The 20,659-nt window shown below is 65.4% G+C and carries 20 protein-coding genes; 11 read left to right on the top strand and 9 right to left on the bottom strand.

Going from position 1 to position 20,659, the window contains the following annotated elements:
* Positions 1–74: 74 nt before the first annotated feature.
* The gene (locus ACWPM1_RS00385) at positions 75–1,004 is read left to right on the top strand and encodes a thermonuclease family protein (RefSeq protein ID WP_455692873.1); all 930 of its coding nucleotides are present in this window, start codon (positions 75–77) and stop codon (positions 1,002–1,004) included.
* A 1,085-nt stretch (positions 1,005–2,089) separates the two neighbouring features.
* Here ACWPM1_RS00385 and ACWPM1_RS00380 read toward each other — a convergent pair.
* Positions 2,090–3,160, bottom strand: a complete 1,071-nt coding sequence (locus ACWPM1_RS00380) for a ribonucleotide-diphosphate reductase subunit beta (RefSeq protein WP_455692872.1) — start codon at positions 3,158–3,160, stop codon at positions 2,090–2,092.
* Between the two features lie 362 nt (positions 3,161–3,522).
* Here ACWPM1_RS00380 and ACWPM1_RS00375 point away from each other — a divergent pair, with 362 nt between their 5' ends.
* The 3 genes from ACWPM1_RS00375 (at position 3,523) to ACWPM1_RS00365 (ending at position 4,434) form a co-directional block, all read left to right on the top strand.
* A complete protein-coding gene (locus ACWPM1_RS00375) occupies positions 3,523–3,873 on the top strand; it encodes a hypothetical protein (protein WP_455692871.1) in 351 nt (116 codons plus the stop codon).
* A 1-nt stretch (position 3,874) separates the two neighbouring features.
* Positions 3,875–4,141: a DUF2171 domain-containing protein gene (locus ACWPM1_RS00370; RefSeq protein WP_455692870.1), complete on the top strand. Its 267-nt coding sequence runs from the start codon at positions 3,875–3,877 to the stop codon at positions 4,139–4,141.
* A gap of 71 nt (positions 4,142–4,212) precedes the next feature.
* Positions 4,213–4,434, top strand: a complete 222-nt coding sequence (locus tag ACWPM1_RS00365) for a hypothetical protein (RefSeq protein WP_455692869.1) — start codon at positions 4,213–4,215, stop codon at positions 4,432–4,434.
* 63 nt (positions 4,435–4,497) lie between these two features.
* Here the strand turns inward: ACWPM1_RS00365 and ACWPM1_RS00360 are convergent, their stop codons facing one another.
* Positions 4,498–6,522 (bottom strand): ribonucleoside-diphosphate reductase subunit alpha, encoded by a 2,025-nt coding sequence (locus ACWPM1_RS00360; RefSeq protein ID WP_455692868.1) that lies wholly within the window; start codon positions 6,520–6,522, stop codon positions 4,498–4,500.
* Between the two features lie 562 nt (positions 6,523–7,084).
* On the opposite strand from ACWPM1_RS00360, the gene ACWPM1_RS00355 reads away from it, so the two are divergent.
* Positions 7,085–7,636: a peptidase S14 gene (locus tag ACWPM1_RS00355; RefSeq protein ID WP_455692867.1), complete on the top strand. Its 552-nt coding sequence runs from the start codon at positions 7,085–7,087 to the stop codon at positions 7,634–7,636.
* Position 7,637: 1 nt separating this feature from the next.
* Here the strand turns inward: ACWPM1_RS00355 and ACWPM1_RS00350 are convergent, their stop codons facing one another.
* From ACWPM1_RS00350 to nadB, 3 genes are read right to left on the bottom strand one after another with little or no spacing between them, the layout of a single operon-like run.
* Positions 7,638–8,537, bottom strand: coding sequence for an alpha/beta fold hydrolase (locus ACWPM1_RS00350; protein ID WP_455692866.1), 900 nt, complete (start codon positions 8,535–8,537; stop codon positions 7,638–7,640).
* Positions 8,534–9,925 (bottom strand): peptide MFS transporter, encoded by a 1,392-nt coding sequence (locus ACWPM1_RS00345; protein ID WP_455692865.1) that lies wholly within the window; start codon positions 9,923–9,925, stop codon positions 8,534–8,536. The genes ACWPM1_RS00350 and ACWPM1_RS00345 overlap by 4 nt, the downstream gene beginning before the upstream one ends.
* Before the next feature lie 52 nt (positions 9,926–9,977).
* The gene (gene nadB / locus ACWPM1_RS00340) at positions 9,978–11,558 is read right to left on the bottom strand and encodes an L-aspartate oxidase (protein WP_455692864.1); all 1,581 of its coding nucleotides are present in this window, start codon (positions 11,556–11,558) and stop codon (positions 9,978–9,980) included.
* 156 nt (positions 11,559–11,714) lie between these two features.
* On the opposite strand from nadB, the gene ACWPM1_RS00335 reads away from it, so the two are divergent.
* Positions 11,715–11,903, top strand: a complete 189-nt coding sequence (locus ACWPM1_RS00335) for a hypothetical protein (protein ID WP_455692863.1) — start codon at positions 11,715–11,717, stop codon at positions 11,901–11,903.
* Here the strand turns inward: ACWPM1_RS00335 and ACWPM1_RS00330 are convergent.
* Entirely contained in the window at positions 11,900–12,835 is a 936-nt protein-coding gene (locus ACWPM1_RS00330) for an ABC transporter ATP-binding protein (RefSeq protein ID WP_455692862.1), read from the bottom strand. The genes ACWPM1_RS00335 and ACWPM1_RS00330 overlap by 4 nt on opposite strands.
* Before the next feature lie 57 nt (positions 12,836–12,892).
* On the opposite strand from ACWPM1_RS00330, the gene ACWPM1_RS00325 reads away from it, so the two are divergent.
* The 3 genes from ACWPM1_RS00325 (at position 12,893) to ACWPM1_RS00315 (ending at position 15,069) form a co-directional block, all read left to right on the top strand.
* Positions 12,893–13,144 carry a zinc-finger domain-containing protein gene (locus ACWPM1_RS00325; RefSeq protein WP_455692861.1) on the top strand — a complete coding sequence of 84 codons (252 nt, stop codon included), beginning with the start codon at positions 12,893–12,895 and terminating at the stop codon, positions 13,142–13,144.
* A gap of 32 nt (positions 13,145–13,176) precedes the next feature.
* A complete protein-coding gene (gene tldD / locus ACWPM1_RS00320; protein ID WP_455692860.1) occupies positions 13,177–14,598 on the top strand; it encodes a metalloprotease TldD in 1,422 nt (473 codons plus the stop codon).
* Positions 14,599–14,673: 75 nt separating this feature from the next.
* On the top strand, positions 14,674–15,069 hold the full coding sequence (locus tag ACWPM1_RS00315; protein WP_455692859.1) for a hypothetical protein: 396 nt from the start codon (positions 14,674–14,676) through the stop codon (positions 15,067–15,069).
* A 63-nt stretch (positions 15,070–15,132) separates the two neighbouring features.
* Here the strand turns inward: ACWPM1_RS00315 and ACWPM1_RS00310 are convergent, their stop codons facing one another.
* Positions 15,133–15,582 (bottom strand): CHRD domain-containing protein, encoded by a 450-nt coding sequence (locus ACWPM1_RS00310; RefSeq protein WP_455692858.1) that lies wholly within the window; start codon positions 15,580–15,582, stop codon positions 15,133–15,135.
* 107 nt (positions 15,583–15,689) lie between these two features.
* On the opposite strand from ACWPM1_RS00310, the gene ACWPM1_RS00305 reads away from it, so the two are divergent.
* Positions 15,690–16,652 carry an oxidoreductase gene (locus ACWPM1_RS00305; RefSeq protein WP_455692857.1) on the top strand — a complete coding sequence of 321 codons (963 nt, stop codon included), beginning with the start codon at positions 15,690–15,692 and terminating at the stop codon, positions 16,650–16,652.
* Here the strand turns inward: ACWPM1_RS00305 and ACWPM1_RS00300 are convergent.
* Together ACWPM1_RS00300 and guaA are read right to left on the bottom strand one after the other, a co-directional pair.
* Positions 16,649–17,449: a kinase gene (locus tag ACWPM1_RS00300; protein WP_455692856.1), complete on the bottom strand. Its 801-nt coding sequence runs from the start codon at positions 17,447–17,449 to the stop codon at positions 16,649–16,651. The two genes, ACWPM1_RS00305 and ACWPM1_RS00300, sit on opposite strands and share 4 nt — an antisense overlap.
* Positions 17,450–17,476: 27 nt before the next feature.
* Positions 17,477–19,051 (bottom strand): glutamine-hydrolyzing GMP synthase, encoded by a 1,575-nt coding sequence (gene guaA / locus ACWPM1_RS00295; RefSeq protein WP_455692855.1) that lies wholly within the window; start codon positions 19,049–19,051, stop codon positions 17,477–17,479.
* 98 nt (positions 19,052–19,149) lie between these two features.
* Here guaA and ACWPM1_RS00290 point away from each other — a divergent pair, with 98 nt between their 5' ends.
* Positions 19,150–20,361 (top strand): TCR/Tet family MFS transporter, encoded by a 1,212-nt coding sequence (locus tag ACWPM1_RS00290; protein WP_455692854.1) that lies wholly within the window; start codon positions 19,150–19,152, stop codon positions 20,359–20,361.
* Positions 20,362–20,659: the final 298 nt, after the last annotated feature.

Genomic DNA, 20,659 nt, shown 5'->3' with positions numbered 1-20,659 from the left:
CCCACGCGACCCGCGCGGGGTATGGCACGAAGCGCGGCGGAGAAAAATGGTTGAGGCCATGCTAGGCCGCGCGGGTGAGTGTAGCACTGCGCATCGCCCGGGCCGCCGCGGTCTATTTCGCCGCGATCTTCGTGCTCGGCTTCGCGCTGGGGACGGTGCGCGTGCTGTGGCTCGCCCCGCGGGTGGGCGAGACGGCGGCGGTGCTGGCCGAGCTGCCGGTGATGCTGACGGCGAGCTGGCTGGCGGCGCACTGGCAGACCCACCGCCGCGCGATCAGGTCCGCTCCCGCCGCGCTGGCGATGGGGGCGCTGGCCTTCGCGATGCTGCTCGGGGCCGAGCTGTTGCTGGGCCTGGCGACGGGGCAAGCCCCGCGCGAATGGCTCGCCGGCCTCGCGCGGCCGCCCGGCGCGATCGGGCTGGCGGGGCAGGTGGCGTTCGCGCTGTTTCCACTGGCGGCGCGGCCACGGTTCGCTCGGGTGCGCCCGGCGCGCTTCCGCCAGCGGCGCAAGAGCTGGGGCCAGGCGTTCAGCGAGACGCGCCCGTTCCTCCTGCTGATCGCGTTCGGCACGGTGGTGGCGATCCACCAGAGCGCCGGGTTCTACGAGCCGCCCGGCTTCCTGCAGAGCGATCCGGAGGAAGTGGCAGGGGCATTCAACCGCTGCGGGCGCGGCCGGTTCGGGCACTGCGTGATCGACGGCGACACCTTCAAGATCGGCGCCGAGAAGTTCCGCGTCACCGGCATCGACACCGCCGAGGTCGACGCCCGCTGCCCCGCCGAGGCTGCCCAGGCCGAAGCCTCGACCGCCGCGCTACAGGCCTGGCTCAACCGCGGTCCGTTCCGCATCACCACCCGCCTCGACGAGCCCACCGACCGCTACGGCCGCACCCTCGCCATCGTCAAACGCGCCGCGCCGGGTGGCAGCGAGGACCGGCTGGCCGACTGGATGACCGCCCACGGCGGCGCGCGGGGCTATGACGGCGGGTTCAGGGGTGGGTGGTGTTGAGGAAGCAAGAAAGCGTTTTCCTACAGGCAACCTTTGGTGCGCATACTGCGGCTCATGGGCCTGTGGCGACGATCAGGTAGGTGGAAACGCGCGACGATCGCGCGGCTTCTCCTGCGCGATGGGACAGATTGTTGGATGTGCGGAAGGGCAATGCCTGACTCGCCGAAGCGGCCCAACAAACGTCGGAGCATCGAGCATTTGACCCCGCGATGCCTTGGTGGGGGCGATTGCGACGACAATCTCGTCGTCTGCCATCAGCACTGTAACAAGCATCTTGGTGATCGGCCGCGAATGCAAAAGGAGGCCATGCGCCTCAAATGGCGGAAAGTGCTTACAAGCCCCAAGCGCGCGCGTCGGCGCGGGAGCCACAAATCCACTACGGCGGCACTCTCGCCATCGTGAATCGCATCCGCCCCGACGGCGATGAGGAGCGGCTCCGACTGGATGTAAGCCCCCGGCAGCGCGCCAGATTGATGTCGATACCGCTGCAGAGGTCCTAGGCTACTCTAATAGCTCCAGTGGCGCTGCGGCAAGCTCCCTAGGATCGCTTAGGCAGTTTGGATTGGTCGATGGGTTGCGAGGCGACATGCGCATAAGCGATTTGGCGATGCGCATTTTGCAGCCGATGAATGATGAGGAGTACGTCGAAGCGGTTCATCGGGCTGCTAACCAGCCAGAAGCCTTCTCCCAAGTGCTTTCCCATTCGACGGCGAGCTTCCGAAGTCAGATGCTCCCGTCCATGCATTCCTAGTGCGGCAACTAGGCTTTTCACAGACAGGAGCCAGCGAACTCGTTAGCGTGTTGAGGGAGACTCTGTCGTCACTTCCGGAATTATCGAGGCCAACAATGGCTTCTGAACCTCAGCGCGGGGATGATGAGACTGATAGTGCAGAGGTAAGAGTTCCCAAGCCCGAGACACGTGACACTCAGCCTGAGCGGATGCACGATGGACCAGGCGAGATAATTACGCTGCCCCTCGGGCAAAACTGTAGGGCAGAGCTCAGGTTTGTTGGCGAGGTCACGTCAGTTTCATACGACCGCTTAATGCGCCACCTAGAGCTATTAAGAGAAGCACTAGATTAGAGCTACTCCGCCGCCACGCTCCCGGCGTCATCCCCGAACAGCCCCGGCCCCTCGTCGCCCGCGGCGCCCACGTCGTTCGCGCCTTCGCCGGCCTTGGCCTTGCGGCGGGTGTCGAAGGTGTTCCACACCTCGCCCCAGTTGCCCTTGGTCGCGGCCTTCGAATACTCGGTCGCGCGGGTTTCGAAGAAGTTGGCGTGCTCCACCCCGTTCAATAGCGGGGCGAGCCAGGGAAGGGGGTGGTCCTCGACCATGTAGATCGGCTGGAAGCCGAGCTGGCCCAGCCGCCAGTCGGCGATGTAGCGGATGTAGCGCTTGATCTCCTTGGCGCTCATCCCGGGCACCGGCCCCTGCTCGAACGCGAGGTCGATGAAGGCGTCTTCCAGCCGCACGGTCTTTTGGCAGCAGTCGATGATGTCCTCGCGCACCGCCTTGGTCAGGCAGCCGCGCTCGGCGACGAACGCGTGGAACAGGCGGGTGATGCCTTCGCAGTGGAGGCTCTCGTCGCGCACGGACCAGCTGACGATCTGGCCCATGCCCTTCATCTTGTTGAAGCGCGGGAAGTTCATCAGCATCGCGAAGCTGGCGAACAGCTGCAGCCCTTCGGTGAAGCCGCCGAACATGGCGAGCGTGCGGGCGATATCCTCGTCGCTGTCGACGCCGAACTGCTGCAGGTAATCGTGCTTGGCCTTCATCTCCTCGTACTCGAGGAACATGCCGTACTCGCTCTCCGGCATGCCGATCGTGTCGAGCAGGTGGCTGTAGGCGGCGATGTGCACCGTCTCCATGTTGGAGAAGGCGGTCAGCATCATCTTGATCTCGGTCGGCTTGAACACCCGGCCGTACTTGTCGTGGTAGCAGTCCTGCACCTCGATGTCGGCCTGCGTGAAGAAACGGAATATCTGCGTGAGCAGGTTGCGCTCGTGATCGGAGAGCTTCTGCGCCCAGTCGCGGCAGTCCTCGCCCAGCGGCACTTCTTCCGGCAGCCAGTGGACCTGCTGCTGGCGCTTCCAGAACTCGTAGGCCCACGGGTATTCGAAGGGCTTGTATGACTTGCGGGCTTCGAGCAGCGACATCTTGTGTTCCTGGCCTGACGCGCAGCCAATCCGCGCGAACCTCCGATATAAGCGATAGGCCCCGAATTCCGAAGGCAAATCGGCCGATTCATGCGGGGATAACGCTGTCGATGATCGCTTTTTGTTCCGCTGCGCCACGGGGGAACCGCGCGCGCGGCAAGGCGTTGAAACGTTAACGGCCGGGACCGGATCGAGCCCACCCGGTCGCAGTGAGGGAAAACGCGGGGCGGTGCTTCCGTTTTTCCCCTTTTCGCGGGGCACCGTCCCGCACCCTCGCGCCCCTCCGGCCATCCGGAGGGGCGTATTGGTTTCGCGGAACCTTCGCGCGCGCCGGCCGCTTTTCCTTCACAAGGAGACCAGCCATGTCCGAATACGAACCCGACGATTCTCGCGACGTCACCCAGAGCAGCCACCGCGCCCCCGGCGAGCCGCCGCGCACCGGCTTCCGCGAAGACGGCGCCCGCCTGCGCGCCCAGGCCGAGCAGGGCGAGTTGCCGTCGCGCGGGCAGCAGGAGCAGGGCCAGGCGGCCGAGGCCGGCGGCGATCGCGCGATCGAAGGCGACGCTCCCGAGCACCCCGACCGCATGGGCGCCTTCGCCGGCGAGACCGCGAACGGCGGGCAGGAGCAGATGGAGCAGGAAGAGGCGCAGCAGCGCCCCGACCGCTGGGCCCAGTCGGCCGACCGCGAAACCTACACGCCGGAAGGGAAGTAACATGACCGAACGCAGCGATATCCGCGAACACATGGAAGTGATCGGCGCCGACGGCGTCCACGTCGGCACCGTTGATCGGGTCGAAGGCGATCACATCAAGCTCACCAAGGCCGATTCGTCGGTCGAGATCGAAGGCGCCGAAGGCGGCGCGCACTCGGGCCACCACCACACGATCCCGCTGGGGTTGGTGGCCGAGGTCGAGGGCGATCAGGTGCGGCTGAGTGCAACTGCCGCCAACGCGGCCAACTTCGTCGAGGAAGCGGAGTAGGCCTCCCCCTCTTTGGTCGCCGCGCAGCCGATATCGGCATGTGCGGCGGCTAACCGCGCGGCGCGTTAAGCTTGCCGCGCAACCAGATGGCGAAGATTATCAGCGGCGCCGCATTCCACCCCGAGGTAGAACCAACCTTTGGGACCGGCGGCGAGCGAACATCCGACGAGCTCGGCAAAGCGCGTGCGCCGTCCGGCCAACTCGCCGTTGCCGCACCTCAAATCCAGCCCGAGCATCTCGGGCAGAAGAACGATGCCAGCGATTGCGGTGCCCATAACGGCGAAAGCTATTAGCAAGCCGGTCCAGCCGATCACGATTGTCGGCGGCTCACCTTTACTGTCGTTTTCCACGCTAGCTTACTGGCAGGCCAAGCACTCGTCGTAGTCGGTGGTCGGCAGCTCGTACTTGGCGGGCTCGGCGGTGTTGTCCGCCTCCACTCCGCCGGCGAACCCGGCCCGCTGCACGCTCTTGGAGCGCAGGTAGTAGAGGCTCTTGATGCCCTTCTCCCACGCCTGGAAGTGGAGCATCGCGAGGTCCCACTTGTCGACATCGGCCGGGATGAACAGGTTGAGGCTTTGCGCCTGGTCGATGAACGGCGTGCGGTCGGCCGCGAATTCGAGCAGCCAGCGCTGGTCGATCTCGAAGCTGGTCTTGTAGACCGCCTTCTCCTCGGGCGTGAGGAAGTCGAGGTGCTGGACCGAGCCGCCCTTCTCGAGGATCGAGTTCCACACGTTGGTCGAATTCTTGCTCTTCGCGTCGAGCAGTTTTTCCAGGTATGGGTTCTTCACCACGAAGCTGCCCGACAGGGTCTTGTGGGTGTAGATGTTCGCCGGGATCGGCTCGATGCAGGCGCTGGTGCCGCCGCAGATGATGCTGATCGAAGCGGTCGGCGCGATCGCCATCTTGCAGCTGAAGCGCTCCATCGCGCCCGCGTCGGCGGCGTCGGGGCAGGGCCCGCGCTCCTCGGCGAGCACCATGCTTGCTTCCTCCGCCTTGGCGGCGATGTGCTTGAACATTTTCAGGTTCCACACTTTCGCCATCGGGCTTTCGAAACCGATGCCCTTCATCTGGAGGAAGGAATGGAAGCCCATCACGCCCATGCCCACCGAGCGTTCGCGCATGGCCGAGTACTTGGCGCGGCCCATCTCGTCGGGCGCGCGGTCGATGTAGTCCTGTAGCACGTTGTCGAGGAAGCGCATGACGTCCTCGATGAAGGTCTTGTCGCCTTCCCACTGCTCCCAGGTTTCGAGGTTGAGCGACGACAGGCAGCACACGGCGGTGCGGTCGTTGCCGAGGTGGTCGACGCCGGTCGGCAGGGTGATCTCGCTGCACAGGTTCGAGGTGGAGACCTTGAGCCCGAGTTCGCGGTGGTGGCGCGGCATCGCCCGGTTCACCGTGTCGGAGAACACGATGTAGGGCTCGCCGGTGGCGAGGCGGGTTTCGACCAGCTTCTGGAACAGGCTGCGAGCGTCGACCGTGGCGCGCACTTCGCCGGTCTTGGGGCTGGTGAGCTTCCACTCGTCGCCAGCGCGCACCGCTTCCATGAACGCGTCGCTGATCAGCACCCCGTGGTGGAGGTTCAGCGCCTTCCGGTTGAAGTCGCCCGAAGGTTTGCGGATCTCGAGGAACTCTTCGATCTCGGGGTGGCTGACGTCGAGGTAGCACGCCGCTGAGCCGCGCCGCAGCGAGCCTTGGCTGATTGCCAATGTCAGCGAATCCATCACGCGGACGAACGGGATAATGCCGCTGGTCTTGCCGTTGAGGCCGACCGGCTCGCCGATCCCGCGCACGTTGCCCCAGTAGGTGCCAATGCCGCCGCCGCGGCTGGCGAGCCAGACGTTCTCGTTCCAGGTGCCGACGATGCCTTCGAGGCTGTCGGAGACCGAGTTGAGGTAGCAGCTGATCGGCAGGCCGCGATTGGTGCCGCCGTTGGACAGCACCGGGGTCGCCGGCATGAACCACAGCTTGGAGATGTAGTCGTAGAGCCGCTGGGCGTGATCCTGGTCGTCGGCGTAGGCATCGGCGACGCGGGCGAACAAGTCCTGGTACGTCTCCCCGGGCAGCAGGTAGCGGTCGTCGAGCGTTTCCTTGCCGAAGTCGGTGAGGAGCACATCGCGCGACTCGTCGGTGACGACCTTGAAGCGCCGATCGGCGATCTTCTTGCTGTCGTCGTCCTTAGTCGACGCGGCCTTCACCGCCTCGACCATCGCGGCACCCATCGCCTGACTTGCCATGTCGGCGACCAGCGCCTCGCTGCCCTTGTCCGCTCGTTCCATCTTCACCGCCGCGCGCTTGGAGGGTACCGTTTCGCTGGTCTCGATCGCTTCCGCAGTCGTCTCTTCGAGCCCCATGGCCGCCTCGTCCCCAGTTCTGAAATCCATCTTGCCCCGTCCATCTTTCGCTTTGGGAAGGCCGGGGCTCCCGACCCCGATGTTCCGCATTCGTTCGATTCGGGGCCGAAGCACCCGGACTATCATTTTCCGGCGAACGAGGGGGGATTACTTTTCCCCAGATCGCTCCCCAGACGGGCCTACTCGCGAGTCACAGGGCCGCAGTTTCCTGCCCGCCGCATATGGGTACGCGGAGGCGCGAAAACTAGGTCTTGTGGGTCCCCCTCGGTCACCAACCATATGGATAGTGAATCAACAACGACTCCGGCGCAATAGGGTCAACGGGCGATTAACCTTGATCGGCCTGATTGAGAGCCGCTGTATTAGCTTGCTGCAACGCCGCGACGCGCCGGAAACTCACCACTCGCGAGGTGCGCAAGAGTCAAAATGGACCCGGTGAAAAATATTTTGCGGGGGAGGGCAGGCCAACTCTCTTGCCGTGGCAACAAAGGTGAGAAGCGGAACGAACCGCGGCGCCCTGCCTTGAGTCCCTGACAGTCAATCAGTGGTAGGACCGATGGCACGCGACGATCGTAAAAAAGAAAAACCCGAGGTGACAGCCAAAGCGGACATATCCCTCGTCGGCCCGGTCGACGAGGCCATGGCCTGCAAGCTGCGCGAAGCGCTCGAAAATGCGGAGAAAGCCGATGGTCCGCTGATCATCGACATGACCACGCTGGGCGGCGACCCAGAGATGGCGCGGCGGATGATTGTCGAGGTCGACGCCGCCCGCGAACGACTGAAGGGCCGGCGAATCGTGTTCGTGGGAAAGACGGTGGTCTATTCAGCGGGGTGCACTTTCATGGCCGCCTTCCCGCCCGAGGACCGCTATCTCGATACCGACACCACCCTGCTGATCCACTGCCGCCAGTTGCAGCAGACGATCGAGCTGGATGGACCGATCCGCGCGCATCTGCCCAAGCTGCAGTCGATGATCCATCAGTTCGAAAGCGGCATCGAGCTCGAGAAAGGCAACTTCGAGCGTTTGATCGAAGGGACCTCGGTCAAGATGGACGAACTGCTCGAGAAGGCGCTCTACAACTGGTACGTTCCGGCCGGGGAAGCGCTCGAGCGCGGCCTGATCGCCGGCATCGTCGAACGCTAGCTCAGGCGGGTAGCGTACTGGCCGCGCGGGCGTGTTCGGCGACCGCATCGGCGATCTCGTCGACCAGCTCGAGCGGAAGGTCGTGGCCCATTCCGGGGATGGTCTTGAGCTTCGCACCGGCAATGCTTTTCGCGGTGTCCTCACCGCCCGGTAGCGGCACCAGCGGGTCCGCCTCGCCGTGGATCACCAGCGTCGGCGCTTTGACGCTGCGCAGCCGCTCGCGGCGGTCGCCGTCGGCGACGATCGCGGCGAACTGGCGCGGCATTCCGGCGGGGTAGAAGCTGCGCTTGAGCAAGGCACGGGTCCGCTCGCGCGCCTTGTCCTCATCCATGGCGTAACCCGGGCTGCCGATCGCGCGGGATACCTTGAGCCCGTGCTCGACCAGCACATCCTCATCCATCGATTCGGGACGCTTAGTCAGCACCGACATCGCTTCCTTGGTCCCCCCGGGAAGCTTGTGGTTGCCGGTGGTCGACATGATCGAGGTGAGGCTGAGAACCCGCTCGGGATGGCTGAAGGCCATGTGCTGCGCGATCATCCCGCCCATGCTGGCGCCGACGATATGCGCCTTCTGGATACCAAGCGCGTCGAGCAGGCCGATGCCATCCTTGGCCATGTCGGCGAGAGTGTACGGCACGCGCGGCTTGAAACCAATCCGGCTGAGCAGCAGCATCTTCACCATACCGGGCGCCTTGGCGCCTTCGAACTTGTGGCTCAAACCGATGTCGCGGTTGTCGTAGCGGATCACCCGGAAACCGCGCTCGACCAGCGCGTCGACCAGTTCCTGCGGCCACAGCGTCATCTGCGCGCCGAGACCCATCACCAGCAGGATCGGCGGCGCGGCGCGATCGCCGTGGTCGTCGTACTCGATGGTGATTCCGTTCGCCTGGACCTGCGTCATGCCAATGCCTCCTTCGCTCGCGCATCGAGCGCATCCATTCTTCGTCGCAGTATCGGGCCGAGAAACCATAACAGGGCCGCTCCCGCCAGGCTGATCGCCACGTGCATCAGCCAGAATCGCGTCGCGCCCATGGGCTCGTAGAAACGGCCCATCCAGCCCGAGATGATCCCGGTGAGAAATCCGGTCAGATAGACCGAAGCCATCAGCACGCCGCCGACCGCCGCAGGCGCGCGCTGCGAGACCAGTGCGAGCATGACCGGCCACGAGAACATGAAGGCGACACCGGAGAGGAAGAACGCCAGCGTCGGCCACAGGATCGACGCCTTGCCGGCGGTTTCCGCCTGCCAGGCACCCGCCGCCATCGCCAGCACCGAACCGGCCATCACCACCGCCCCGGTCGCCATCTTCCCAGTGTCATGCGGCTCGCCCCCGCGCTTGGCTTGCCAGCGCCAAAGCGCGATGAGGACCGGGACGATCACGATCGATGCGAACGCGTCTTCGGCAGTGAACCATGCCTCGGGCACTTTGCCCAACGGCGTCACGAGATTGACCTGCTCCGACACCCAAATGAGCCCGACGTTGCTTGTTTGATCGTACGACAGGAATTGCCCGAAGCTGAGCAACAGGACGAAGGCGATCAGCACGACCGTGGTCCAATCTCCCCCTTGCATCGGCGGATGGACCTTGCGTTTACCGTCGGGGCGATCGTCCATGAAATGTGGCCAGCCGGCAAAGTAGAACCCGGCGGCGACCACCATCATCACGCCTGCAAGCCCGAACGCCGCGTGCCAGCCGTAGATCTGGGCTACCAGACCACAGGCGAGCGGGCCGAGCGTGGCGCCGATGTTGATGCCGGTCGAGAAGATCGTGTAGCCGCGGGTTCGTTCGGCTTCCTGGTCCGGCCGATAGAGATGACCGACCTGCGCGGCGATGTTGCCTTTGAGGCAGCCCGAGCCGAGCACCAGCAGCACCAGCGCGAGCAGGAAGCTGGCGTCGAACACCATCGCGAAGTGGCCGAGCGTCATCAGCAGGATGCCGATCATCACGGTCTTCTTCGCGCCGAGCCAGCGATCCGCGATCAGCCCGCCGAAGATCGGGGTGAAATAGACGAATCCCGAATAGAGGCCGAAGGTCTGGCTGGCGAAGGCCTGCGTGCTCATCGGGCCGAAGAACCCCTCGGCCCATGTGCGGAAGGCGCCCATCCCGGCGACGTTCTCGATCCGTCCGGGGAGCAGCAGCTCCTGCACCATGTAGAGCACGAGCAGCCCGCGCATGCCGTAGAAGCTGAACCGCTCCCACGCCTCGGTCATCGCGAGGAAGGCGACGCCTTTCGGCTGCCCGAGAAAGGTCTCGCCCGCGGTTTGTCCCGCCGGTATCGCAGTAGCCATTGCCCTCTCCCTCGGCGGCGAGGCTAGAGCCGCGTCGGCTCAAGTCAAACAGTTAGGGAACCAGCACCGTGTCGCGGGCGATTGGATCGGTCTCGGGATAATCGAGCGTGAAGTGCAGGCCGCGGCTCTCGTGACGGGCGAGCGCGCTGCGGACGATGAGGTCGGCGCACCGGTGCAGGTTTCTGAGTTCGATGAGGTCGGTGGTGACACGGAAGCTGCCGTAGTAGTCCTCGATCTCCTGCCCTAGCAGCTCGATACGGTTGCGCGCGCGCTCCAGCCGCTTGGTGGTGCGTACGATGCCGACGTAGTTCCACATCATCCGGCGGATTTCGGTCCAGTTCTGCTTGATGACCACCTCCTCGTCGGAATCGGTCACCCGGCTTTCGTCCCATTCGCGAATGGGGGGCGGACGGTCGAGGTTATCCCACTGGGCGAGGACGTCCTCCGCCGCCGCCTCGCCGAAGACGAAACATTCGAGCAGGGAGTTTGAGGCGAGCCGGTTGGCGCCGTGGAGGCCGCTCTCGGTGCACTCGCCCGCGGCCCACAGGCCCGGCAGATCGGTACGCGCGTCGAGCCCGATGAGCACCCCGCCGCAAGTGTAGTGCTGAGCCGGGACCACCGGGATCGGCCCAGCGGTCATGTCGATGCCGAGGCCGAGCAGCTTCTCGTGGATCATTGGAAAGTGTTCGCGCACGAACTCAGGCGGCTGGTGACTGATGTCGAGGTGCACGTAGTCGAGGCCGAAGCGCTTGATCTGGTCGTCGTTGGCGCGGGCGACCACGTCGCGCGGGGCGAGCTCCGCGCGCTGGTCGTAGTCCGGCATGTAGCGATGGCCGGTCTCGGGGTGCTTGAGCAGACCGCCCTCCCCCCGCACCGCCTCGGTGATGAGGAAGTTCTTGGTCTCGAGATTATAGAGGCAGGTGGGGTGGAACTGCATCATCTCCATGTTGGAGACGCGCGCGCCGGCCCGCCACGCCATCGCGATCCCGTCGCCGGTCGCCCCGCGCGGCGCGGTCGAAAACTGGTACACCCGCCCCGCGCCGCCGGTGGCGAGGATCGTCGCACGCGCGACATGCGCTTCCACCTGGCCGGTTGACTCGTCGAGCGCATAAACGCCCCATACCCGGCCCGAGCCAGAGTATTTCTCCGCGTTGCGGCCGGTGATGAGGTCGATGCAGGCACGGTGTGCGAGCAGGGTGATGTTGGGGCTGGCCTCGGCCGCCCTCAGCAGCGCCTCTTGCACCGCCCAGCCGGTCGCATCGTTCACATGGACGATGCGCCGGTGGCTGTGCCCGCCCTCGCGGGTCAGGTGCAGCGCTCCGCTGGCTTCGTTGAACGGCACGCCCAGTTCCACCAGGCGGGCGATCGACGCCGGGGCATTCTCGATCACGTGCTTGACCGTCTCGCGGCGGTTGAGACCTGCGCCGGCCACCATGGTGTCGTGGATATGATCTTCAAAGGTGTCGCCAGCGTCTAGCACCGCGGCGATGCCGCCCTGCGCCCACGCGGTGCTGCCGCCGGTGAGCGAGCCCTTGGCGAGCACCAGCACCTTGCGCGTCTCGGCAAGCGCCAGCGCGGCCGTAAGGCCCGCGGCGCCTGAGCCGATCACGATGACATCGTGGGGAACGGTCATGCGGCCTCATGCCCTTGCGCTCGACAGGCCGCAAGGGCTGCCAAATTCATCAACGTGCGGCAATAAATGAACGGTTCGCCGACACGATCTTTACGCTCTCGTTCTGAAGGTTAGCGAGCAACTGGCAGGGGACAGGGACGGGAAGGGTCGTGACATATGAAGATTGCGCATTTCGCGTGCGCGTTGGGTCGGCATAGCGTCGACACCAAGGCCGTGCGCCATATCCACGGTGGGACGGTCAGCCGTTGCCGGCATTGTTCAACGCCGATGGAGGAAAGCATGCCGCACCACTGGACTGTGCAGTATGTGCGCGATGCCGGGCTCGGCGACCGAATGCTCCGCTAGGCCGAACTGGTCAGGCTCACGAAGACATCCTCGAGGTCCGCCTCGCGCGTCGTTACGTCCTCGATCACGAAACCCTGATCCTGCACCAAGCCGAGCACCTGCCCGGCGGTGATCGTGTCCTTGTCGTAGGTGATCTCGACCGTGCGGTCGCCTTTCTTCTCGCTCTTCTTGAAGGCGGAGTGGAGGGGAGGCGCGGCGAGATCGCGGTCGACTGTGATTTCGACCACTTTCTCGCCCATCATTCCGACGAGCTCGCGGGTCGGCTTGTCGGCGATGAGCTCACCGTGGTTGATGATGGCGATCCGATCGCAGAGTTGCTCGGCTTCCTCGAGGTAGTGGGTGGTCAGCACCACCGTCACTCCCTCGCGGTTGAGCCGGGTGACGAGCTCCCACAGCTGGCGGCGCAGCTCGACGTCGACCCCCGCGGTGGGCTCGTCGAGCACGAGGATCGGCGGCGAGTGGACCATCGCCTTCGCCACTAATAGGCGGCGCTTCATACCGCCGGACAACGTGCGGGCATAGGCGTCGCGTTTGTCGCTGAGGTGCACCGCCGCGAGCAATGCTTCGGAGCGGCGCTCGGACTTCGGCACACCGTAGAAACCCGCCTGATTCTCCAGCACTTCGAACGGAGTGAAGAACGGATCAAAGACGATCTCCTGCGGCACAATGCCGATCGAGCGCTTGGCGTTGCGCGGATGGTCGTCGATGTCGAAGCCCCACACCTCAGCGCTCCCGCTGGTTTTTGTAACGAGCCCGGCGAGGATATTGATTATGGTCGACTTGCCTGCGCCGTTGGGGCCGAGGAGGCCGAAGATCTGGCCCTGTGGAACGTCGAAGCTCACGCCCTTGAGCGCCAGCTTGCCTTCCTCTCCCCTTACTCCGGCATAGCGCTTGACGAGGTTGTCGATGCGGATCGCGGGCGGCGTGGTCATGCGGGGGGCACGTAGGGCCGTTGCACGCCGCCCGCAATATCGGTAACCGCGCCACTCATGAGCATACCCCCGCCCGAAGTTATCAGAGTGACCGACCGCCGCGTTGCCTGCGACGGGGCCGATGCGATCCGTTCGGGCCCGGGCTATACGCCTAGCGCGCTCGGCCATCCCCGGGTTTGGCTGGAGATCGACGAGCACGGCTATGTCGATTGCGGCTATTGCGACCGCCGCTTCGTGCTCGCCGGTGGCGCCGCCGATGGCGCCGATCAGGCCAGCCTGCCCGATATCGCGAGCGGCGCCGCCCCCTAGCCTTTCGCCCGTCCGGGGCCCATATCGGCGGCATGACCGCTGATCCCCATGCCCTCCTCTACGCCGCCGGCCTGCTCGATCCCGAGGAGGCCAAAGTCCTTGCGGCCGAGACGCTGCGCAACTGCGAGGACGGCGAGCTTTATCTCCAGTTTGTTGCCAGCGAGAGCTTCGTGTTCGACGACGGCCGGTTGAAGACATGCGACTATTCCCGTGATGCGGGGTTCGGCCTTCGCGGCGTTTCCGGGGAGATGACGGGCTTCGCGCACGCCAGCGAAATCAGCGCGTCGGCGATCCGACGGGCCGGCGAGACGCTGCGACTACTCGATCCGGCGAGGAACGCGCTCGCAGCGCCTCCCCCACGATCGAACCGCCATCTTTACACCGATGCCAACCCGCTCGACGGCGTGCCGCTCGAGAAGAAGATTCGCCTGCTGGAGGAGATCGATGCCGCCGCTCGCGCACGGGATCCGCGGATTGTGCAGGCGACCGCGTCTTTGTCGGGCAGTTGGAGCGCCATCGAGATTGTCCGCCCCGACGGTTTCGTCGCGCGGGACATCCGGCCACTGGTGCGGCTCAACGTGTCGGTAGTCGCGGAACATAACGGGCGCCGCGAGACTGGCAGCTTCGGCATCGGCGGGCGCTATCTATACAACGACCTGTTCGACTCTGAGACTTGGCGCCGGGCGATCGATGTGGCGGTCGACCAGGCGCTGACCAACCTCGAATCCGTCGCTGCTCCCGCCGGCGAGATGACCGTGCTCCTGGGGCCTGGCTGGCCCGGTGTGTTGCTGCACGAGGCGGTCGGCCATGGGCTCGAGGGGGACTTCAACCGCAAGGGCACGAGCGCGTTTTCCGGGCGCATCGGCACCCGCGTCGCAGCGCCCGGAGTCACCGTGGTCGACGACGGTAGCATCATGAATCGCCGGGGCTCGCTGTCGATCGATGACGAAGGCACCCCGACGCAGGAGAACGTACTGATCGAAGACGGCATCCTGAAGGGCTATATGCAGGACCGCATGAACGCCAGACTGATGGGCGTGGCCCCTACGGGGAACGGTCGCCGCCAGGGCTATGCCCACGCGCCGATGCCGCGGATGACCAATACCTTCATGCGCGGCGGCAACGACAATCCCGCGGAACTGCTCGGCCGCGTCAAGAAGGGCATCTTCGCCAAGAGCTTCGGCGGCGGTCAGGTCGACATCGTCAGCGGCAATTTCACCTTCTCGTGCACCGAAGCCTACCTCGTCGAGAACGGCAGGCTCGGCACGCCGATCAAGGGGGCGACGCTCATCGGCAACGGGCCGAGCGTGCTCACCCGAGTAACGGGGATTGGCGACGACATGGCTCTCGACGAGGGCGTCGGCGTATGCGGCAAGGGGGGCCAGTCGGTGCCGGCCGGCGTCGGCCAGCCGACCCTGCTCATTGAAGGACTGACCGTGGGAGGGACGGCCTGACGCAAGTCAGCGTCCATTCACTTGCATCATGGTAGGGAACGCCCAAATCCCGTGAAGAAAAAGAGGAGACCGTCCATGTTCAAGCCTGCACTAGCGCTGGCCGCCCTCGCCGCGATGACCGTGACCGCCGCGCCGACGGTCGCACGCGAACGCCTCACCGGCGAGCAGGAGCTAGCCAAGCTGCTGAAGGGACGTGTGGCCGGCAAGCCCAAGAACTGCATCAACACCCGGGTAAATCAGAGCCAGCGCGTGATCGACAAGACCGCGGTCGTTTACGGAAGTGGGCGGACAATCTGGGTCAACGTCCCGCACAATGCCGAAGACCTCGACGACCGCGACGCGATGGTGGTGCGGATGCACGGCACTCAACTCTGCCGGCAGGACATCGTCACCACGCTCGATACCGGTTCGCGGATGTATTCCGGCAACGTGTTCCTGGGCGACTTCGTGCCTTATACCCGAGTAGACTGAGTAGGCTGCCAACCTGAAGCGGGGCCGGCGTGCAGCGATGCGCGCCGGCCCTGCTTTTTGGGCTCAATCGACCAGCTGTCCGCGGATCGCGCCGTTCGGATACGCCGCGTTGTGGACGTTCACGTAGAAGTCCGAGGGATTGCCCTGGAGGCGGTTCTGGGTCCATTCGCGGGCGTCCTTGCAACCCTGCCAGCGACCTTCGTTCGAGCGTTCGAGCGTGAACACCGGCGGGCCATTGACCCCCGCGCGGCCGAAGTGGATGTGCGCGGCCGTCGGCGGATCGATGCCCGCGACATCCTTGATCTCCCAGCAGACCTGCCCGAACCCGTCGGTGACCGATATCTCGGCGCGGCCGAAGCCGTCGGGATCGCCGCCGCCAACCTCGTTGGCGCCGGTCAGCGTGGCGGTGTAAGTGTCTGAAGTGGCGTCGACCGCTTCTTCCTCAAGCGTGGCGCAGCCGGCGAGGGCAGCCGCGGCGGCGGCCGCCATCATGGCGCAGCGTGCATTGTACATACGACCTCTCCATTGTGGTGTAGGCGGGCCATAAATACGGGCTCGCCAAATGATAACATTCGATAAGAGTGGTCCGTTCCGGACCTCAGGATTCAGGAGACCTGCACATGGCAACCCAGCAGCAACCCGTGGGCTCGCCCTTCGGCTACCGCTCCACCGCACGCGAGGTGCTCGAAGGCATCGATCTTGCCGGCCGGCGTGTGGTGGTGACCGGCGGTTATTCGGGTATCGGCACAGAGACGGTCCGCGCGCTGGCGGGTGCCGGGGCCGACGTTGTGGTCGGTGCCCGCCGGGTCGAGCAGGCCGAGAAGGTGCTGGAGCAGGTACAGGGCTCGGTCGGGGTGCTGCCGCTCGATCTATCGGATCCGGCATCGATCGATATGTTCGCCAAGGCGGTCGCCGCGCGATGGGATTCGATCGACCTCCTGATCGCCAATGCCGCGGTCATGGCGAGCCCGCTCATCCGCGATGCGCGCGGTTACGAGGGGCAGTTTGCTACCAATCACCTCGGGCATTTCCAGCTGACCGCGCGGCTATGGCCCTTGCTCGAGGCGCACGGAGGTGCGCGTGTGGTGGTGCTGTCATCGATCGGCCACCGATTGAACGGCCTCGACCTCGACGATCCGCATTTCGAGCGGCGCGACTACGACAAGTGGCTCGCCTACGGTCAAGCCAAGAGCGCCAACGCGCTGTTCGCGTTGCAGCTCGACAAGGTGGGCGCGCCGCACGGCGTGCGCGCGTTCGCGGTCCACCCGGGCGGCATCATGACTCCGCTTCAGCGGCACCTCACCAACGAGGAACAGATCGCGATGGGCTGGGTGGATGCCGAGGGTAATGTCAACGAGCGTTTCAAGACCGAAGAGCAAGGCGCCTCGACCACCGTCTGGGCTGCCACTTCGCCGCTCCTCGAGGGAAAGGGCGGGGTCTACTGCGAGAACTGCGAGGTGGCTTCGCCGGCGACGCGCGAAGACCGGACGAGCGGCGTTCAAGCGCATGTCCGCGACGAGGCCCTGGCCGAGCGACTATGGATCGAATCCGAGAGGATGACGGGAGTCGAGTTTCGCCCCTAGAGCTGTGGCAGTCGAGCATCGTCGAGCCGGATCACGACGTTGGCGGGCGGGTCGGCCAGCATCGCGCGGGTAATGCGCTCGTAGTGCGCCACGAAACGGGTGAGCTCACCGCGAGTCATCCCGGGCACGGGAAACTCCGCTTCCTGCTCGGCCCGCCATCGCTCGACGACCGAGAAGTCGGGGGCGCGGAGGTAAATGCGTAGCGCCAGACGATCGAACAGCCGGGCATAGCCGTCCGCCAATTGCGCGTTCACCCAGCGGCGCCAGCTTGCGTCAGCGTCTTCACTGCGCTCAAGCGCGTTAATCGGGGCGGCCAAGTCTTGTTCGGGCTGCGCCCGAGCGCCGATGCACCAACCTTCGAGGATGATGACGTCGAGGGGAGTATCGACGCGGAGCAGGGCCGGCTGCGTGTCCCGATCGTCGGCAGCCTTGTCGAACCGGGGGACCGACACTTCACGTATGCCGCCGAGCAAACCGTCGAGCGCCGTCTGCAGCAGCGCCAGGTCGTGCGTGCCCGGAACACCGCGGGTGCGGAGCAGTGGATGCACGGCTTGAGCAAGGACCAGCCGCTCCGCTTTGGTCAGGTAGAAGTCGTCCAGCGCGAGAACTACGCTGTTGATTCCTTGCCGAGCCAACCCTTCGCGCAGCCGGGGCGCCATCGTCGACTTGCCCGAGCCTTGCGCGCCGGCGAGCCCGACCACGATCGCGTGCTCGGCCTGTGCGTGCGACTCGGCGATCGCTGCGACAGTAATTGAGTCAGCCCGATCCCAGGCCGAAGACAAGGAAGAGCGGATCATCGGTAGTATCCTCTCCGCCCCTTGTCTTTACTCCCACTCGATCGTGCCCGGGGGCTTGCTCGTGTAGTCGTAGACAACCCGGTTGACGCCCTTCACCTCGTTGACGATCCGCGTCGCGACGCGGCTAAGGAAGGACGCGTCAAACGGGTAGATGTCGGCGGTCATACCATCCACGCTGGTGACCGCACGAAGCGCAAGCACGTAATCGTAGGTCCGGTAGTCGCCCATGACGCCCACCGTGCGCACCGGCAACAGCACCGCGAAAGCCTGCCAGATCGCATCGTAGAGCCCCGCCGCGCGGATTTCCTCGAGGTAGACTGCGTCGGCCTTGCGGAGGATGTCGCAGCGCTCCTTGGTGACTTCGCCCGGGATGCGGATCGCGAGGCCGGGGCCAGGGAAGGGGTGACGGCCGACGAACACGTCGGGCAGTCCCAGCTCGCGGCCGAGCTCGCGCACTTCGTCCTTGAACAGTTCGCGCAAGGGTTCGACGAGCGCCATGTTCATCCGCGCGGGCAGGCCGCCGACGTTGTGGTGGCTCTTGATCGTAACCGAGGGGCCGCCGGTGAAGCTGACGCTTTCGATGACGTCGGGATAGAGAGTGCCCTGGGCAAGGAAATCGGCGCCGCCGATATTGCGGGCCTCTTCCTCGAACACGGTGATGAACTCCGAGCCGATGAATTTGCGCTTGGCCTCGGGATCGGTGAGCCCCGCGAGGCCGTCAATGAAGCGCTTCTCCGCGTCTACAACGACGAGTGGAATGTTATAATGATCGCGAAACATGCGCTCGACCTGCTCGCGTTCGTTCAATCGCAGCAGCCCGTGGTCGACGAACACGCAGGTGAGCTGCTCACCGATCGCTTCGTGGATGAGAATCGCCGCGACCGAGCTATCGACGCCGCCCGATAGGCCGCAGATCACCCGGCCCTTGCCGACCTGCTCGCGGATCTCGCGGATCTTGGTCTCGCGGTAGGCGGCCATCGTCCAGTCCCCGGCCAGCCCGCAGACGCGGTGGACGAAGTTGGCGATCAGCTTGCCGCCGTCGGGGGTGTGCGCCACCTCGGGGTGGAACTGGGTGCCGTAGAACTGCCGCGCTTCGTCGGCGATGACCGCGAAAGGCGCCCCGTCGCTGGTGGCGACGATCTCGAACCCGGGAGCGAACTCGGTGACCTTGTCGCCGTGGCTCATCCAGACCTGATGCCGCTCGCCGACTTCCCACAATCCGTCGAACAGCGCGCAGCTCTTGGTGACGGTAAGGAATGCGCGGCCGAACTCGCCCTCCCATTCGCCCTGGTTGCCCGCCTCGACCCGACCGCCGAGCTGGTGGCTCATCACCTGCTGGCCGTAGCATATGCCGAGTATCGGCAGCCCGCTGTCGAACAGCGCCTGGGGCGCGCGGGGGCTGCCCTCCTCGGGAACCCCTGCCGGCGAGCCGGACAGGATGATGCCCTTGGGCTTCAGCCGCGCAAACGCCGCCTCGACCTGGGTGAAGGGGGCGATCTCCGAATAGACCCCCGCCTCGCGCACCCGGCGGGCGATGAGCTGGGTCACCTGGCTGCCGAAATCGACGATGAGGATGGAATCGGGAAGTGCGCTGTCGTCCATCGTGGGCCGTTAATGCAGCGCGCAGCGCAGGTCCAGCGACCCCGATTTGCCGATGCTGCCGGGGCGGTATACTACTTGGCCTGCAGGGAGGGGGCGCATTGAAGCAGCGCAGGATAGTCTGGTTCCTGTTCGCGGTCGTGCTGATCGACATGATCGGCTTCGGCATCGTCATGCCCGTCCTGCCTCAACTGATCATGGAGCTCGGGCACATGCCGGTCGATGCCGCGGCGGTGTGGGCCGGCTGGCTCGCGGCCGGTTACGCCGCAATGCAGTTCGTGTTCGCGCCGATCATCGGCAACCTGTCGGACCGGTTCGGGCGGCGACCGGTGCTGCTCGCGTGCCTCGCGGCCTTCGGTCTCGACTACCTCCTGCAAGGCCTGGCGCCGACCCTCGGCTGGTTGATCGCCGGCCGGATGATCGCCGGGATCACCGGGGCGAGCTACAGCGCCGCCTACGCCTACCTCGCCGACGTCACCGATCCGGAGAAGCGCGCGGCGAGCTTCGGTCTGATGGGCATGGCGTTCGGCTTCGGGTTCATCATCGGGCCGGCGCTCGGCGGGCTACTTGGCGAGATTAGCCCGCGGCTGCCGTTCTTCGCTGCCGCGGGGCTCGCCTTCGCGAACGTGCTGTTCGGGTTCTTCGTGCTGAAGGAAAGTCTGCCTGCCGAGAGCCGTCGGCCGTTCGAACCGGCCCGGGCCAATGCCTTTTCCGCCCTGCGGGTGCTTTCCAAGCAGAACACGACGGTGCTGTGGTTCGTCGCGGCGATCGGCATCTGGATGCTGGCGCACATCGTTTATCCGTCGATCTGGAGTTATTTCGCGATCGAGGCCTACGGCTGGAGCCCGGGGCAGATCGGGCTTTCGCTGGCGGCGGTCGGTCTGGGCAGTGCGCTGGTCCAGGGAGTGCTGCTGGGCAAGCTGGTGCCGCGTATCGGCGAGGTCGGCGCGGTACTGGTGGGCCTAGCCGGCTTACTGACCGCGACCGCGCTGTTCTCGTTCGTAAGCGCCGAGCCGCTGATCTACGCCGCGATCATGGTCAACGGCTTGCAGGGTCTGATCTATCCATCGCTGAACGCGCTCAACAGCCGCGCGGTCGACGCCTCGAGCCAAGGCGAATTGCAGGGCGCCACGCAGGCGATCGGCTCGATCGCGCAGATCGTCGGACCGCCTCTCTATGCGGCGGTGTTCGGGCAGTTCGCCGGGCCGAGCGCGGCGGTGCACTTTCCCGCCATGCCACTGGTGGTTGCGGCGTCGTTTGCGGTGGTCGCCGTCGCCCTTTTCCTGAACGGATATAGGCAGTTGCGGCGATAGTTGCGCCCGGCGCAACACCTCGCGCGAATTTCTCATTTGTGGAAAGCGGGGCGCAATAATATTTCTCGCTCCGAGACGAGCGGCGCGGTGCTCTCCCCAAGAAAAAAGCGCCCCCGTCATCGCGCCTCCGGCCACGTCCCCCCGGGTCCCGAGGCGCCCTCGCCCCCGTCCCTTGCGACGGCCGCGAAGTAAAAGCGGGGCGGCGGCAACCCTCTCCCTCCCAGCCGTCGCCCCGTCTTTTTCGCCCTCCAAGCCGCCATGAAACCCTGCGGTTGCTCAATGGCATTCGAGTGAACCC

This window comes from Tsuneonella sp. HG249 (genome assembly GCF_053819205.1).
The sequence above is the reverse complement of the archived record's forward strand: the minus strand, read 5'-3'. Positions and strand labels throughout refer to the sequence as shown.